Consider the following 14531-nt stretch of genomic DNA (forward strand, 5'->3'; position numbering starts at 1 on the left):
CAGAATACACGCATTTGTTTCTATGTATTCCGTTTCCAACTTTAATTATAGCATGGATTTCTATGACAATCTAATGAACTTTTATATAATATATTACAACTATTTGAACATCCAGCTAAAAAGTTTTCTCGGAAAATAGATAAAGAAAATGAATTATGTATATTTTCTATTTTTTATAAAACGGCAACTGTTCTTCTGCATACTAATCCATACTATATTTCTAGCAAACATAATTGAATTATGCAAGCTTTTTTTATTTGCTGATGAAAACTTCAAAAAAACATGATACTATTAAGAGTGGTATTTGGGTTTTGGTTTTTATTTTTGGAATAAAGTCAGTTTGTCTGGCTTTATTTGTTAAAGTGATAATATCAAAAATCAATGCAAGAACTTTATCTTATTCGTCCCTGATACATTTTTTCAAATAGGGAAAGCTGTGCTTCTTTACAGGCGTTACAGCGGATGTTAGATTTTGTTCAAAATTGGAAAGCGTTTCCCGTATGATTTTTGGTACACTGGAGATATTGGATAATTTACATAAGAAGTGAGGTTGCATAGATATGTTAAAAATACTAAAAATACTATCTGTGACAACGGCCATTGGAATGCTTCCCCTTCTTTTAGGAGGGGCACTTGTTACAAAAACAGGTTCAGCGGATGGATGCGGAGACAGCTGGCCGCTGTGTGAAGGCGAACTTCTCCCTGCTAACCTTCATTTTGAAATGATTGTTGAATTAAGTCATCGAATGGTCAGCGGCGCAGTTGGTATATTGGTGCTTTTACTTGCTATTCTTTCCTGGAAAGCATACAGACATCATAAAGAAGTTATTTTTTTAAGTTTTTCTGCATTATTTTTTATTATTATACAAGCACTGGTCGGTGCAGCAGCAGTGGTCTGGGGACAGTCTGACTTTATATTGGCTACCCATTTCGGGATATCTTTAATTTGTTTTGCTGCTGTTTTTTTACTTATGCTATTATTCTTTGAAATTGATAAGAAATTACATACAGAAGATATCCATATTAAAAAATCTCACCGAATTGAAATTTATGCGATAACGGTTTATACAATGTGTGTGGTGTACAGCGGAGCACTGGTACGCCATACGAATTCCATCCTGGATTGTACCGATTGGCCATTTTGTTCCAATTCAGAGCCATTTGCCTTTGCAAGCTATTCCTTTCATCAATGGGTCCAGATGGGGCACCGTTTTGCAGCTGGAATCTTATTTTTGTGGACAATCCTTTTAACAGTTCGCATGCTAAAGAAATATAGCCACAGCGAGGTTATGAGATGGGGCTGGATAATTACGCTGTCACTGATTACATTGCAGGTTATCTCCGGCTCGCTCATCATTTTTACACAGCTTAATTTATTTATTGCACTAGCCCATGCACTATTTATTACATGTTACTTTGGAATGCTGACTTATTTTATCCATCTGTCTTTCCGAAGCAGCAGAAAAGAAAAATAATCGAATCTATTATATTTCAATATTCCAGCCAAAAAATAGAAGGGACCTTGCTTGCACTTAAACAAGGGTCCCTTTTTTTATCCATAGCTTTAATCTGAAGTTGCTCCGATTGAGAATTTATCCTTCTCTTTTGTACAGGTTGGTGCCATCCCCTTCCCCAATAATCATCCATTACACAACAAGCCCCTTGGCTGATTCACCAAGGGGCTGTTTTTATTTTGTTTATTCAAATTCAATTAATAAATCATTTACCGCAATCGAGCTGCCTGCTTGCGCATGGATTTCTTTAACCACTCCATCAAGCGGTGCCTGTACGGATGTTTCCATTTTCATTGCTTCATTTGTCATCAGATGCTGTCCTTTTTTAACCGTATCTCCCTTGGCACAATGTACTTCAAGGACGGTTCCAGGCATCGTTGCGCCTACGTGCTTTGGATTGGACTTATCTGCTTTCGGATTGGCTGCAATCGCAGACTCAATACTATTATCACGGACGACGATTTCTCTGCTCTGTCCATTTAATTCGAAATAGACAACGCGGGTGCCGTCTTCTTTTGGCTCAGAAATAGAAACCAGCTTCACAATCAGTGTTTTCCCTTTTTCAATTTCCACTTCGATTACTTCACCAAGCTTCATGCCATAGAAGAACGTCGGTGTGTCTAATACAGACATATCGCCATACGTATTCAAGAAATCCTCGTAATCTTTGAATACCTTTGGATACAATGCATAGGAAATCAAATCATGGCTGTTGACCGGACGATTCAGTTCATTATAAAGCGTGTCACGCATCTCTTTAAAATCAACGTCTTCTAATAGCTCTCCAGGTCTTACAGTGATTGGTTTTTTATCTTTTAAAATCAGCTTTTGCAGTTTTTCCGGGAAACCTTGGTAAGGCTGTCCGATATATCCTTGTGCAAATTCAATCACCGAATCAGGGAAATCAATGGATTCGCCTTTTTCATAGATTGTTTCCTCTGTTAAATCGTTTTGCACCATGAAGAGCGCCATATCTCCGACCACTTTGGAGGATGGAGTAACCTTGACAATATCACCGAACATATCATTCACCGTACGGAACATTGCTTTCACTTCATTCCAGCGTTCGCCAAGCCCTACCGCTTTTGCCTGCTGCTGCAGGTTGCTGTATTGGCCGCCTGGCATTTCATGCTGATAAATTTCCGTATGCGGTGACATCATGCCGCTTTCAAAATCTTTATAATACTGGCGTACGCCTTCCCAATACTGGCCGATTTCTTCAAATTTTTCAATATCCAATGCTGGTTGATGTTCTTTTCCATCTAAAGCGTAATACAGCGACTGTGCACTTGGCTGGGAAGTCATTCCTGCCATTGAACCAACCGCGACATCAACCGCATCGACCCCTGCTTCAATCGCTCTGGAGTATGCAAAAACGCCATTGCCGCTCGTATCATGTGTATGCAGGTGAATCGGAATATCGACGGTTTCTTTTAATGTGCTGATCAGCTGATAGGCCGCTTCCGGCTTCAGCAAGCCTGCCATATCCTTGATTCCCAGAATATGAGCGCCAGCTGTTTCCAGTTCTTTTGCCATATTCTTATAGTAGTCAAGATCATATTTTTGTCTGCCTGTGTCTAGAATATCACCCGTATAACAGATTGCAGCTTCTGCAATTTTATCGGTTTTGCGGACGTTATCGATGGCTACCTGCATGCCCTCCACCCAGTTCAAGCTGTCAAAAATACGGAAGACATCAATACCGGCTTCGGCACTTTTCTTCACAAATAATTCGATTACATTATCCGGATAGTTTTTGTATCCGACCGCATTACTTGCACGCAGAAGCATCTGGAATAACACGTTCGGCATGCGCTTTCTCAAATGCAGCAGTCTTTGCCATGGATCCTCTTTCAAGAAACGGTAAGCAACATCATAGGTTGCACCGCCCCACATCTCTACAGAAAATAGATTCGGCAGTAATTTTGCTGTCGGCTCTGCAATATGCAATAAGTCATTGGTACGAACGCGTGTAGCCAGTAAAGATTGATGGGCATCACGGAATGTCGTATCAGTCAGCATCACCTGTTTTTGATCCTTCAGCCAGTTAGCAAGTCCTTCTGGACCGCGTTCATCTAAAATTTGTTTCGAGCCCGGCTGTATTTCAATATTTTCTGTGTTCGGAATAATCAATTTATCAAAATCCGGTTTGTCCTGCTTTTCCGCGCCATCTACACCATTTAACGTGGTGTTCGCAATATACGTCAGCATTTTGGTTCCGCGGTCACGGCGTACCGGGAAAATAAACAATTCTGGTGTTTTATCAATGAACGTCGTATCATATTCTCCAGATAAGAACTGCTCATGCAGCATCACATTTTCCAGGAATGGAATATTTGTCTTGATTCCTCTAATTCGGAATTCTTTTAAGTTTCGCACCATTTTAATAGTAGCCTGTTCAAAATCAAGCGCCCAGGTAGAAACTTTTACTAATAATGAATCATAGTGAGGCGAAATAACTGCTCCCTGATACGCATTTCCTGCATCGAGACGGACACCAAATCCGCCGCCGCTGCGGTAAGCATTGATTTTTCCGGTATCCGGCATAAAATCATTCAGCGGATCTTCCGAAGTCACACGGGATTGAATCGCATAGCCCTGTGTTGTAATTTTATCCTGTGTTGGTATACCTACTTCCTTATCATGCAGTCCAAACCCATCTGCAATCTTGATTTGCGTCTGAACGATGTCCACACCGGTAATCATCTCGGTAATCGTATGCTCTACTTGCACACGCGGGTTTACTTCGATAAAGTAAAAATCATTTTCGGTTACCAGAAATTCCACGGTACCTGCATTGAGATAGTCGACATTTTTCATCAAATCAACAGCTGCCTGACAGATTGCTTCTCTCAGCTCTTCATTTAGAGATAAGCTTGGAGCAACCTCGATCAATTTCTGATGACGGCGCTGTACGGAACAGTCTCTTTCATATAAATGAATAATATTCCCTTGGTTGTCGCCAATAATTTGTACTTCAATATGTTTCGGATTTTCAATTAATTTCTCTACATAGATTTCATCATTCCCAAAGGCAGCCTTTGCTTCTGATTTTGCGCGGTCATAAGCATTGTCCACTTCATTGACATCCTGCACCACACGCATGCCTCTTCCGCCGCCGCCAAGCGAAGCTTTAATAATAATCGGATAGCCATGCTTATCCCCGAAAGCTTTGACTTCTTCTAAAGAATCAACCGGGCCGTCACTGCCCGGAATAATTGGTAAATCGGCAGCTAACGCTTGTTCTCTTGCTTTTACTTTATCTCCAAACATATTTAAATGCTGGCTGGTAGGGCCTATAAAAATAATGCCCTCTTCTTCACAGCGCTTTGCAAATTCGATGTTTTCAGAAAGGAAGCCATAGCCCGGGTGGATCGCATCCACATCTACTTCTTTTGCTAAAGCAATGATTCCTTCGATATCTAAGTATGCGTCGATCGGCTTTTTTCCTTCCCCGATTAAATAAGCTTCATCCGCTTTAAACCGGTGAAAGGAAGACGAATCTTCGCTGGAGTAAACAGCTACAGTGCGAATATTTAACTCGGTACAAGCCCGGAATACACGTATCGCGATTTCTCCTCTGTTTGCAACTAATACTTTGTTAATTTGCTTTAAGTCTGTCATGCTTTACCACCTCTGTACGAATTGATAGATTTTCTTTGGAATAAACTAGGCTTAGGAGCCAGTTCTTCCCTTCCACTTTCTTTCTTATTAACTTGCATAGCTATATTATTAAGAACCCCCATGGCTATCATCATAAACAGCAAAGAGGACCCTCCATAACTGATAAATGGCAAGGGAACACCTGTAATCGGAAGAACCCCGCTGATTGCGCCTAAATTAATAAAAGTTTGAATGCCTATCATCGATGCAATCCCAAGTGCAAGCAATGAACCAAAACTATCCTGGCATCGTCTGGAAATATAGAGTCCTCTAAAGACAATGGCAGCAAGTAAACCTAAAACAATGGCTACCCCTACAAATCCGAGTTCCTCCGCAATAATGGCCATAATAAAATCCGTATGACCTTCTACCAGAAAGCCAAGTTTTTGGATACTTTGCCCTAATCCTTCTCCTGTCCAGCCGCCCACACCAATCGCAACATACGACTGGATTAATTGATACCCGTTTAAATCCGGCGAATTAAACGGCTGGTAAGCACCAGTAAAACGGGAAAGTCTTTCTTCCGTTACCATGTTGGGAATGGCAAATGCAAGCAGCAGCAAGCCGGCAAAAACAAGAATAGATAAATGTCTCCATTTGATACCAGAAGCAAAGATAACAGAGCATGCCATCAAAAATATAATAGCAGCTGTTCCAACATCCGGCTGCGCCACAATCAATCCAAGAACGACGGCAGTGATAATAAGCGGAGGCAGCACTCCTTTGCTAAACTGGTCTAAGTAGGCCTGCTTTTTAGAATATATTGCAGCTAAATACATAATCAGACCAAGCTTGGCAACCTCTGCAGGCTGCAAGCTGAATGGACCAAATCGAAACCACGACCTTGCATTATTGACTGTGTCTCCAAAGAAAAGAACAGCTACAAGTAAGATAATACAAGATATAATGATTATCTTCATCAGTCTTTGATAGAGTTGGTACGGCAAGAAGGATGTAACCGTGAATCCAATAAGTGCAACAATAAAAAATACTAATTGCCTGTTAAGATAAAAATTACTGTCTGAACCTTCCACAACAGCTAATACCATACTTGCACTATATACCATAACTACTCCAAAACCAGCTAATAGAATTGGCGTAATCATCAATGTGAAGTCGAAGTGCTTCCAATTTTTTAACATTATTTTTCTCCTAGTCACTATGTAAGTTTAAGAGATTTTTAACAGTATATCATATTTTTAATAGAGCTGTTATAATTATCTCTCATTTGTCAGTATACATTTTTTAACATATAGGAAACAACAGGAAGCTCCAAAAATTTATGCTGACCTGCAGGGTTACGCATTTTTTAGTATTCCAACCATTCTTCAGCTTCCTTTTGCTACATATATAATTATTCTATTTTCATTTTGAAACGTCTTCATCTTTTCTTTCCTATTTAAGATTCAGCAAGCCTTCGCGTATGCTTTTCTATGAATATAGTAAGGATAACATGGGCATACACATTAAAAGCCGCAATCCTTCGATGTATCCTTCCTGCAAGAGTGAAAGCTGTTGCCGAACTTTCTTTTGGATTCAAAGCTCAAATTCAGCCGTGACTACTCCTGAATAAGAATCAATGCACACTGACAATTGATATTCTCCAACTTATAAAAAAACCTTGCCGTTTGTTAAATTGGCAAAGTTTTATTTTGGTACTGTCCCAGCAGCGGCAAATATACTCACAATGTACGTTGTGAAGCCTCATGTAATATATTAAGCTTTTTCTCCAGGTTTCCCAATAAATTTCGTCCTTCTTCTTCTGTAATCAATTCCAGACGAACTGCAAAATCAATTTCTCTAGATAAGCCAAACATCTGCGTATCCAGTACATCTTCATATACAGGACATTGTGGCATCGTCAAATTTTCTATCTGAACCTCGATTAAACGAAGTATCTTATCAGCATCAGCTTTCAAAAGAGCGTGGGCTTTTTCACGGTGATTAATCGTTACATCAGGCATCAATATAATCCCCTCCGCATTTTAACATTCTTTATATAATATTATCGCTACAAGTACAAAAATGCAAATATAACTTAAGTATAATGTTAAAAATACGCTTTTTATTCCTTTTTTTGTTAAAATCAAGGGCAGGCAGATGTTGCAGCTTTCTGAATTAAAATAGATGAAAGTACTCCTAATCTTTGCTATTCTAATAGTTGGAAGTACGTGCAAACTGCATTTGTGAAGCAAACGCTTCCCTATCTTGATTTGCACTGCATACATGTATGTATATACGTAGGGGGGTAAAATAATATGATCGTAATGATTAAAGGAAATGTCGGCTATCCTATCACACTTGATCCAACTGTATGGATTTTTGATGATAGAAAAGTGGAATTAGAAAAAGCTTTTATGGAACCAGAAGAACAAGAAACTTTTACTTCAAACTTTCAAAAACCGCCTGTAAACCGGAGTATCTCGAAAATGGAAGGGGAAGCGTATTTAAAAAACAGCTATGTAATCCCATTGCATGATTTTCTGAATAATGCAGAACCAAAAGCAGACGCTGCCGAAGTTGAATTTATTAAAAGCAATGGAGAAAACGAAAAAATAGCTTTAGAAGACGCCAAGAACGGTTATTTGCTTTTTTCCTTAGAAGGGAAGCCGCTTCGTGAAGACGGCCCCGTTCATTTTTATTATAAAGACGGCTCTAATCAGGATAATCCAATTAAGTATATTAAAGAAATTCATATTCATTAATCATGAATAAGGTCCGCCCGCTGTCTATAAAACAAACAGCGGGCGGACTTTCTATTATCTTTTTTCATTTTCTTCTTTTGACAGCTGATTCATTTCAGCCTTTTTTTCATTATAGTACTGTACTCCAAATTGCGACCCCTCGGAAACCATTTTCGCATTTTCCAATTGGTCCAATTCTTCTTCCGTAAATTCATCCGGTTTTCCAGCGTTTTCAAATACTCTTAATGTTCCCAGCGATGATTTTATTTTTTTTCGTTTCTTTCTATCTGTCAGTAATACACCGGCAACTCCTGCTCCGACTGCTCCTAATGCTGATACCACGTATCTTTTTTTCATGTTATCATCCTTTCCATAAATTGAAACTTCATTTTACTCAAGGAATCCCTTTCCCCTGCTTCCTCAGGCAAAATAGGATTGCTGAAAATCAGGCACTTCTTTATTGTTATCATTCCCACTTCTCACCTTTTCAAACTTTGATTATTTAATTAGCTCTATAAAATATGCTATACTTATAGTGTGTTATATAAGAGGATGCTCAAAAAGTACAATAAAAAATGACACGGCGATGGGCAGCGGTAGTCTTCGGACATGCTAGTGCCGGAATTGCGACTGAACTCTTCGGCGAAGTACGTAATCGCAAACCCGGAACATCGCAGTCATAGCCCGCCGGTCCTTTTCATCATACTTTTTGAACACGCACTTTCTAAAGAAATTGTTTACTCTTATTACCGAATTGAGGTGGAAACATGCAGGTTAAATGCACCATATGCGATAAAGTGGAAGAAATAGAAAATAATTCACCACATGCGAAAAGATTGCGCAATCGCAGAAAAAATATTCATTTATGTACTACTTGCTATGACCGCATTGAAGAAAATACAAAAAAAAGACTGGCAACAGGAAAATTTCGCTTTTATCAAGAAGAAAAGAAAGTAGATGATTTCCTATAACCTGTATTTTTTTATTCCATTAAAAAGCAGAGCAGCCGATTATCGACTCTCTGCTTTTTTAGTGATATCCACTTTTTCCTAATAACTTTCTCCGATTTAAAAACGGACAGCTTCTCATACTTTTTTTGCTTATGCATTATCTTCTTGTACATCGCTGCGATTTTTTCTCTCTCGATGCAGACGAAAACGGTATATCCCCAGCACTAATATGATAATAATCAAGCATTCTATTGTAGGCATTCTCATTACCGTGGAAAAAATAGTTATAACAAATGTTCCAACCATCAATAGTATGTATACAATGATATTTTTTGCAATCGGGAGTTTTTTTGCAAAGCCCAGCTGATAAGCTATTGCTGAAAGAATTAGATTCATTACATAAAAAATCCAGAAAATATTGTCAGTTCCATTTAATTCAAAGACATAATCAAATACCATAACTTACATGCCACCTTATTTATAGAAGATACACATTTACACGCTTCCTTAATCATACTAAAAGTGCTTTCATATGACTAGAGAAAAATGAAAAATTATATGTCTGTTTTTTGAAGTTCTCGTTGTTATCCTTTATACTGGTTTGTGGATAAATAGTAAAGGCGGTTGAAAATGAAGAAAATTGATATTTCCATGCTCTTATTAGCATTTCTAGTTGTTCTGTTATTTGTTTTAGTGGGATTGGCTATTGCTTTCCGAAATGTATGGGCCATCATTTTATGTATTATCCTAGCATTTTCTGTATTCGGATTTGCAATGTCCAGAAAGAAAAAAAGGAAGGAATGATTATTTCCTTCCTTCCTTTAAAAATCCTATAATGGAATCATGGATTGCGGGATTAGCAACGACAGCCGGTGCTCTTTCCAGCGGGTTCCAAGGATTTCCGTCTACATCTCCGGCAACACCGCCAACTTCCTGATTCAATATAATTCCGCCGGCAACGTCCCATGGCGCCAGACTTAAAGCAAGATAAGCATCTTGAACCCCTTCAGCTACACTCGCTAATTCTAATGCTGCCGATCCAATTGTCCGTGTACCTCTTACCGTACGCACAAATTTTTGCATAACTGGATAATCTACCACACGATTCTCACATAACCAAAAATGGTTCATACCAATAATGGATTCTTCCAATTTTTTCTTTTTATCCAATGGTTCTAATCGGGTTTCATTTTTAAAGGCACCTTCGCCGCGCTTAGCATGGTAAAGCTGATCACCCATCACATCATAAACAAAACCAATCTCACCTATGCCATTATGTAGAATACCAATAGATATAGCAAATGAGCGTTTTTGGTGGACAAAGTTCATCGTTCCGTCAATCGGATCAATAATCCATATAGTACCGTCGACACTAGACAAAGTGTCACCGAAGCCTTCCTCGCCAATAATGTGATGCTCTGGATAAGCTTGATGAATCCGGTCTACAAAGAATTTTTCCGTTTGTTTATCCAATGTCGTTACTAAATCATTCGGATTAGATTTTGTTTCAATATCCAGCGGATCGTTCATATGCTCTCGAATTTCGGTCCCTGCCTCATATATCCAACGTTTTGCTGTTTCATAAATTTTCTGTCTTTGTTGCTGATCCATTTATATATCGCCTCCAAAAACTACATGTAAGCTTATTTTATCAGACTCCTCTTTATTAAACCAATCCTAAACTTTTATAAAGGATTGAACGGAGATGGATTTAATCAATAAACAACCCTAATATGCTCTTTCTTATAAAGAAAGCGGCTATATATTAGGGCAACCTGACATTATTTAATCGATAAGACTAATCCATTGCTCACTAAGCTGTTTTAGTCTCTCTTTAGATTTGATAATTTGTACAGTGTCTTCCTCCTGCATCGCATCATATAACGTAGCCAATTCATAATCAATTTCTAATTTGATGACAGGGAGACGTTCTTCTGCTTCTTTTCGACGGAGGGCTTCCATAACATATTTCATCCTATCACTCCTTTATAAGGAAATTCACAGTTCACTTAAGAGCCAACCATTTCTTTTCGTTTCATGTATGTGCTATATATTATGATTCACGAGGTAAATTGTTCACTAAAAACTAAAAAATCAATTTATTTCTTACCTCTCTATACCCTCTTTTTGAAGTATTAAACATTTTCTCGCGTTTGAAAAATTGCTTTTAAATATTCCTTTTTAAGGTTTCCTGCTCTCACTTGACTTCTTATTTCAGATAAAGAATAATAATTTATATTGAAAAGGTAGATATTAATGTAGGAAAGGTTGGTATTTGTGGAATTACATCATTTTACAAAAGAGGATTTTCAAACATTTGCAATCGATGGGTTAGACGAGCGTATGGAAGCTATCCAGAACAGAATACAGCCAAAATTTCAAGCAATCGGGGAAGAACTCGTCTCCTATTTGTCTGAGAAAACAGATCAAGAGCTTTATTTACATATTGCCAGACACGCACGCAGAAGTGTAAATCCGCCCAATGATACCTGGCTGGCAATCGCTGATAACAAAAGAGGCTATAAAAAACACCCTCACTTCCAAGTCGGATTATTTGATGATCATTTATTTATCTGGCTGGCACTTATTTATGAATTACCGAACAAATCAAAAATTGCTGCAAGCTATTTAGATCATTTTGAAGAAATAAAAAGTCTTCCTTCTTCCTTTGTTGTTTCATTAGATCATACTAAAAAGGATGCAATTTCCCTGGAAGCATTAACTGAAAAAGAGGTAGAACGTTTCCGTGATGTAAAAAAAGCCGAGTTTTTGATCGGCAGACATCTATCCTGGGATGATCCGATTTTACAAAATGAGAAGGAACTATTTACCACGATAACCGAAACATATGAACAGCTGATTCCGCTTTATAAATTGGCAATCGACAGCCGTGATGCATAAAGAATTCCCCTAAACAGGTAAAGGTTTAGGGGGTTTTCTTCATTTTATCGAAATAAAATCATCTTGAGACTCTCTTGCTTTTTTCACAGCATGGTAGCTGGAATATCCAGAAGAGCGCTTAAACTCTTCAAATAATTGTTTTTCTTCACTTTTTGACGGAACAATCTCTTTAAAGCGCCGATATAAAGAAAGAAGATCAGACCGCCGGACCTTTTTCTCGTATGCCTGCTCAATTAATGAGAAAAAATTGACAACATCAATAATCTCATTAGTCGACCACGTTTCATCCATCGGATACGTATAATTCATTTTTACACCTCTTTACTCCATTTTTCTTTAATTCCGTCTGCTTCCCGTATAATGGAGTCCATCACTTCTTCTACACTTAAAATCTGCTGAATACGGCTCGCTCCTTGGCCTGCCCAGCCAAAGCCATCTGACGCCTTCCCAGAATGGATATATTTTTGATTTACCTCTCCACTAATATAATCCTTTAACTGCTCATAATTATTCCCGTATTTTTCTTCCATCGAAAGAATATTTTCTGTAAAGGGCGTTCGTAATGCTCTTGCAGGCGTGCCTAATGAGCGTTTAATAACTACGGTATCTCCTTCACCCGCAGATACAATTGCTTTTTTATAATTTATATGCGCCTGAACTTCCTTTGTTGCAATAAATCTTGTCCCCATTTCAATGCCTTCCGCTCCAAGGGCAAGTGCAGCCATGAAGCCTCTCCCATCGACGATACCTCCTGATGCAATGACTGGAATTTCAAGTTCATCCGCCACTTGCGGCGCGAGAACGATGGTGCCTGTATCGCTTCTGCCCAAGTGTCCTCCGCCCTCTTGTCCAACAACCATCACGGCATCCGCTCCTAATTCCTGCGCTTTTATAGCCTGTCTGACGGAAGCAACCAAGACAAGTTTTTTAACAGGATGTCCTTTTAGCATATCAAATACACCAGCAGGATTTCCTCCAGTTACAGACACAACAGGGATCTGCTCCTCTATAGCCGCCTTTACCATGTGATCAAATTTCCTGCCATGCTGTCCAATAGCAAAGTTTACACCAAACGGCTTTTTTGTTAGCTGTTTTACTTTTTGAATTTCTGCTTTCAATCTTTCAGGGGAGTCTAAGCTCATCGCAGTAACCTGCCCCAGTCCGCCAGCATTACTTACTGCTGCAGCAAGGTCAGCATATGCCAAGTACGCCAATCCCCCTTGAATAATCGGATATTTAATATTTAACAGCTTGGTAACCCTAGTTTGATACACGGTGTCCCCTCCACATGTTTTTATTCTAATGTTTCAATTAAATTCGGATCAGCCATCTCATAACCCTGCTCTCGAAGACCGTCAATAACGTCACCCATTGCTTCATTTGTCCATTCACGGTCATGCATCAGGATATTGGCCCCAGGCTGTAATAACGAATAATTAATATCTATCTCAGGCGCTTCTCCTGAAATCAGGGCTTCTTTTAATTTATCTGCATCCTGATATTCCTCAAAATAGTCAAAACCGTACGTCCAATTCATTAAAACCATTCCTTCTTCCTTAACAACCTCGCGTGAATGATCTGAATTCGCGCCATGCGGTGCCCGGAAGAATTGCGGACGTTCACCAATAATTTCTTCGATTTTATCGTTTAGGCTGATGATTTCCTCTGTTTGTTCATCCTCAGGAATTTCTGGAATTACCGGATGAGAATACGTATGGTTACCGATTGGGAATCCCATTTCATGAATGGTTTTTAACGCTTCTTGCCCTTCTTCATCTTCAATAAAGTGCCCATTCACAAAAAATATTGCTTTCGCATCCTTTTCCTGTAAGGTTTCAGCCATTTCCAGAGCATACTCATCAGGTGCATCATCAATGGTAAGAAGAACTACATTCTCATCTGCATCGTCTATAGGATGAATCGCTGCTGTTTCTTCGTCTATGTAGTAAATCGGCTCTTGATTCTCTGCGTTTTCCTCCTCATTGCCTTCTTCTGCTTCTTGTTCATTTGTTTCATTTTCATCCGAATCTTCATTCTCTTGGCTCTCGGTATTTTCTTCTGGAGCTTCTGTCTCCTCCCCAGATTGTTCTGCACTGCTTTCCTCATTATCATTCGAACTGCAAGCCGCCATCACTCCAACGAGTAGAATGAATACGACAATAAAGCCGCTTTTTCGTAACATATTATCAAAAACCCCCATAATCCATTATAAAATTCTGATTTTATTATAAGTGAGTTTTTTACAATGAGCAACCGAAGTATTATTAAAGAAAAAGAATCCAATACGTTTGATTTTTTTGAAAATGATTAATTAAATAAACTAGTAAGCTAAGAATTTAAAATACATAAAGCGACACTGTCTTTATTCTTTCGACATCAAAATAAAATAGTTGATATGAATTTCAAATTACCAAAACATCAATACAAACTTCCATCGGAGAAAGCCCTTCCAGGTTATCTGCAGGCGAAATTACTTTAGATGATATACAGCCTTGACAGGGTACATACTTCTATCGTCTGCTTGTACAGGTGTTAAATCAAAAGGTTGACAATAAGGTTAAAGGATTGTTAGTCTGTTATAGGTATTTAACAAAAGAAGAGGGAATGAATCGACATAAAACCAGTCTAAAAACGGAAAAGATATTACTTTAAGCAGCAGCTTAGTTATTCTGACGCTATGCAATCTATTTCGCGCTTAATTACTAACTGACGTTACAAAAGTTGAAATCCATATTACAGTAAAATTGCTGTGATTTGAATTTGTGTCATAATCTTTTGTATTGTTTTAATTTCATTATCAGTCTCTGGATAAACTCTCT

The 14531-nt window shown here is 38.5% G+C and carries 15 protein-coding genes; 5 read left to right on the forward strand and 10 right to left on the reverse strand.

What is annotated here, in order from left to right:
* Positions 1 to 560: 560 nt before the first annotated feature.
* Positions 561 to 1475: a heme A synthase gene (locus tag MKX55_RS15490; RefSeq protein WP_339178435.1), complete on the forward strand. Its 915-nt coding sequence runs from the start codon at positions 561 to 563 to the stop codon at positions 1473 to 1475.
* A 222-nt stretch (positions 1476 to 1697) separates the two neighbouring features.
* Here MKX55_RS15490 and pyc read toward each other — a convergent pair whose 3' ends face one another.
* The 3 genes from pyc to MKX55_RS15505 form a co-directional block, all read right to left on the reverse strand.
* Entirely contained in the window at positions 1698 to 5138 is a 3441-nt protein-coding gene (gene pyc / locus MKX55_RS15495; protein WP_339233419.1) for a pyruvate carboxylase, read from the reverse strand.
* Positions 5135 to 6319: a putative lipid II flippase FtsW gene (gene ftsW, locus MKX55_RS15500; protein WP_339178439.1), complete on the reverse strand. Its 1185-nt coding sequence runs from the start codon at positions 6317 to 6319 to the stop codon at positions 5135 to 5137. Before ftsW ends, pyc begins: the two co-directional genes overlap by 4 nt.
* Before the next feature lie 540 nt (positions 6320 to 6859).
* The gene (locus MKX55_RS15505) at positions 6860 to 7141 is read right to left on the reverse strand and encodes a YlaN family protein (protein WP_042535242.1); all 282 of its coding nucleotides are present in this window, start codon (positions 7139 to 7141) and stop codon (positions 6860 to 6862) included.
* 294 nt (positions 7142 to 7435) lie between these two features.
* On the opposite strand from MKX55_RS15505, the gene MKX55_RS15510 reads away from it, so the two are divergent.
* Positions 7436 to 7882: a hypothetical protein gene (locus MKX55_RS15510; protein ID WP_339178440.1), complete on the forward strand. Its 447-nt coding sequence runs from the start codon at positions 7436 to 7438 to the stop codon at positions 7880 to 7882.
* 54 nt (positions 7883 to 7936) lie between these two features.
* Here the strand turns inward: MKX55_RS15510 and MKX55_RS15515 are convergent, their stop codons facing one another.
* Positions 7937 to 8218 carry a hypothetical protein gene (locus tag MKX55_RS15515; protein ID WP_042535245.1) on the reverse strand — a complete coding sequence of 94 codons (282 nt, stop codon included), beginning with the start codon at positions 8216 to 8218 and terminating at the stop codon, positions 7937 to 7939.
* Between the two features lie 410 nt (positions 8219 to 8628).
* On the opposite strand from MKX55_RS15515, the gene MKX55_RS15520 reads away from it, so the two are divergent.
* Positions 8629 to 8832, forward strand: a complete 204-nt coding sequence (locus MKX55_RS15520) for a YlaI family protein (RefSeq protein ID WP_042535247.1) — start codon at positions 8629 to 8631, stop codon at positions 8830 to 8832.
* 129 nt (positions 8833 to 8961) lie between these two features.
* Here MKX55_RS15520 and MKX55_RS15525 read toward each other — a convergent pair whose 3' ends face one another.
* On the reverse strand, positions 8962 to 9270 hold the full coding sequence (locus MKX55_RS15525; protein WP_042535249.1) for a YlaH-like family protein: 309 nt from the start codon (positions 9268 to 9270) through the stop codon (positions 8962 to 8964).
* 171 nt (positions 9271 to 9441) lie between these two features.
* Between MKX55_RS15525 and MKX55_RS15530 the strand changes: the two genes are divergently transcribed.
* On the forward strand, positions 9442 to 9615 hold the full coding sequence (locus MKX55_RS15530) for a DUF5325 family protein (RefSeq protein ID WP_339178445.1): 174 nt from the start codon (positions 9442 to 9444) through the stop codon (positions 9613 to 9615).
* On the opposite strand, the gene MKX55_RS15535 is transcribed toward MKX55_RS15530, so the two are convergent.
* Together MKX55_RS15535 and MKX55_RS15540 are read right to left on the reverse strand one after the other, a co-directional pair.
* A complete protein-coding gene (locus tag MKX55_RS15535; RefSeq protein ID WP_339178448.1) occupies positions 9616 to 10422 on the reverse strand; it encodes an inositol monophosphatase family protein in 807 nt (268 codons plus the stop codon).
* Positions 10423 to 10596: 174 nt separating this feature from the next.
* Entirely contained in the window at positions 10597 to 10785 is a 189-nt protein-coding gene (locus tag MKX55_RS15540) for a hypothetical protein (RefSeq protein ID WP_339178450.1), read from the reverse strand.
* A 303-nt stretch (positions 10786 to 11088) separates the two neighbouring features.
* Here MKX55_RS15540 and MKX55_RS15545 point away from each other — a divergent pair, with 303 nt between their 5' ends.
* A complete protein-coding gene (locus tag MKX55_RS15545; protein WP_339178453.1) occupies positions 11089 to 11712 on the forward strand; it encodes a DUF1054 domain-containing protein in 624 nt (207 codons plus the stop codon).
* Positions 11713 to 11751: 39 nt separating this feature from the next.
* Here the strand turns inward: MKX55_RS15545 and MKX55_RS15550 are convergent, their stop codons facing one another.
* The 3 genes from MKX55_RS15550 to MKX55_RS15560 are packed head-to-tail and all read right to left on the reverse strand — an operon-like array spanning position 11752 to position 13894.
* Positions 11752 to 12021: a UPF0223 family protein gene (locus MKX55_RS15550; protein WP_339178455.1), complete on the reverse strand. Its 270-nt coding sequence runs from the start codon at positions 12019 to 12021 to the stop codon at positions 11752 to 11754.
* Between the two features lie 2 nt (positions 12022 to 12023).
* On the reverse strand, positions 12024 to 12986 hold the full coding sequence (locus MKX55_RS15555; protein ID WP_339178457.1) for a nitronate monooxygenase: 963 nt from the start codon (positions 12984 to 12986) through the stop codon (positions 12024 to 12026).
* Positions 12987 to 13006: 20 nt separating this feature from the next.
* On the reverse strand, positions 13007 to 13894 hold the full coding sequence (locus tag MKX55_RS15560) for a polysaccharide deacetylase family protein (protein WP_339233422.1): 888 nt from the start codon (positions 13892 to 13894) through the stop codon (positions 13007 to 13009).
* Between the last annotated feature and the right edge of the window lie 637 nt (positions 13895 to 14531).

This window comes from Oceanobacillus sp. FSL W7-1281 (genome assembly GCF_037969835.1).
Lineage (GTDB): Bacteria > Bacillota > Bacilli > Bacillales > Amphibacillaceae > Oceanobacillus > Oceanobacillus oncorhynchi.

Bases quoted from the DNA above. Each gene is read 5' to 3' on its own strand.
- MKX55_RS15550 (WP_339178455.1), bottom strand. From the start codon at position 12,021: ATGAATTATACGTATCCGATGGATGAAACGTGGTCGACTAATGAGATT.
- MKX55_RS15505 (WP_042535242.1), bottom strand. From the start codon at position 7,141: ATGCCTGATGTAACGATTAATCACCGTGAAAAAGCCCACGCTCTTTTG.
- MKX55_RS15515 (WP_042535245.1), bottom strand. From the start codon at position 8,218: ATGAAAAAAAGATACGTGGTATCAGCATTAGGAGCAGTCGGAGCAGGA.
- MKX55_RS15535 (WP_339178448.1), bottom strand. From the start codon at position 10,422: ATGGATCAGCAACAAAGACAGAAAATTTATGAAACAGCAAAACGTTGG.
- ftsW (WP_339178439.1), bottom strand. From the start codon at position 6,319: ATGTTAAAAAATTGGAAGCACTTCGACTTCACATTGATGATTACGCCA.
- MKX55_RS15540 (WP_339178450.1), bottom strand. From the start codon at position 10,785: ATGAAATATGTTATGGAAGCCCTCCGTCGAAAAGAAGCAGAAGAACGT.
- MKX55_RS15520 (WP_042535247.1), top strand. From the start codon at position 8,629: ATGCAGGTTAAATGCACCATATGCGATAAAGTGGAAGAAATAGAAAAT.
- MKX55_RS15530 (WP_339178445.1), top strand. From the start codon at position 9,442: ATGAAGAAAATTGATATTTCCATGCTCTTATTAGCATTTCTAGTTGTT.
- MKX55_RS15560 (WP_339233422.1), bottom strand. From the start codon at position 13,894: ATGTTACGAAAAAGCGGCTTTATTGTCGTATTCATTCTACTCGTTGGA.
- pyc (WP_339233419.1), bottom strand. From the start codon at position 5,138: ATGACAGACTTAAAGCAAATTAACAAAGTATTAGTTGCAAACAGAGGA.
- MKX55_RS15490 (WP_339178435.1), top strand. From the start codon at position 561: ATGTTAAAAATACTAAAAATACTATCTGTGACAACGGCCATTGGAATG.
- MKX55_RS15525 (WP_042535249.1), bottom strand. From the start codon at position 9,270: ATGGTATTTGATTATGTCTTTGAATTAAATGGAACTGACAATATTTTC.
- MKX55_RS15510 (WP_339178440.1), top strand. From the start codon at position 7,436: ATGATCGTAATGATTAAAGGAAATGTCGGCTATCCTATCACACTTGAT.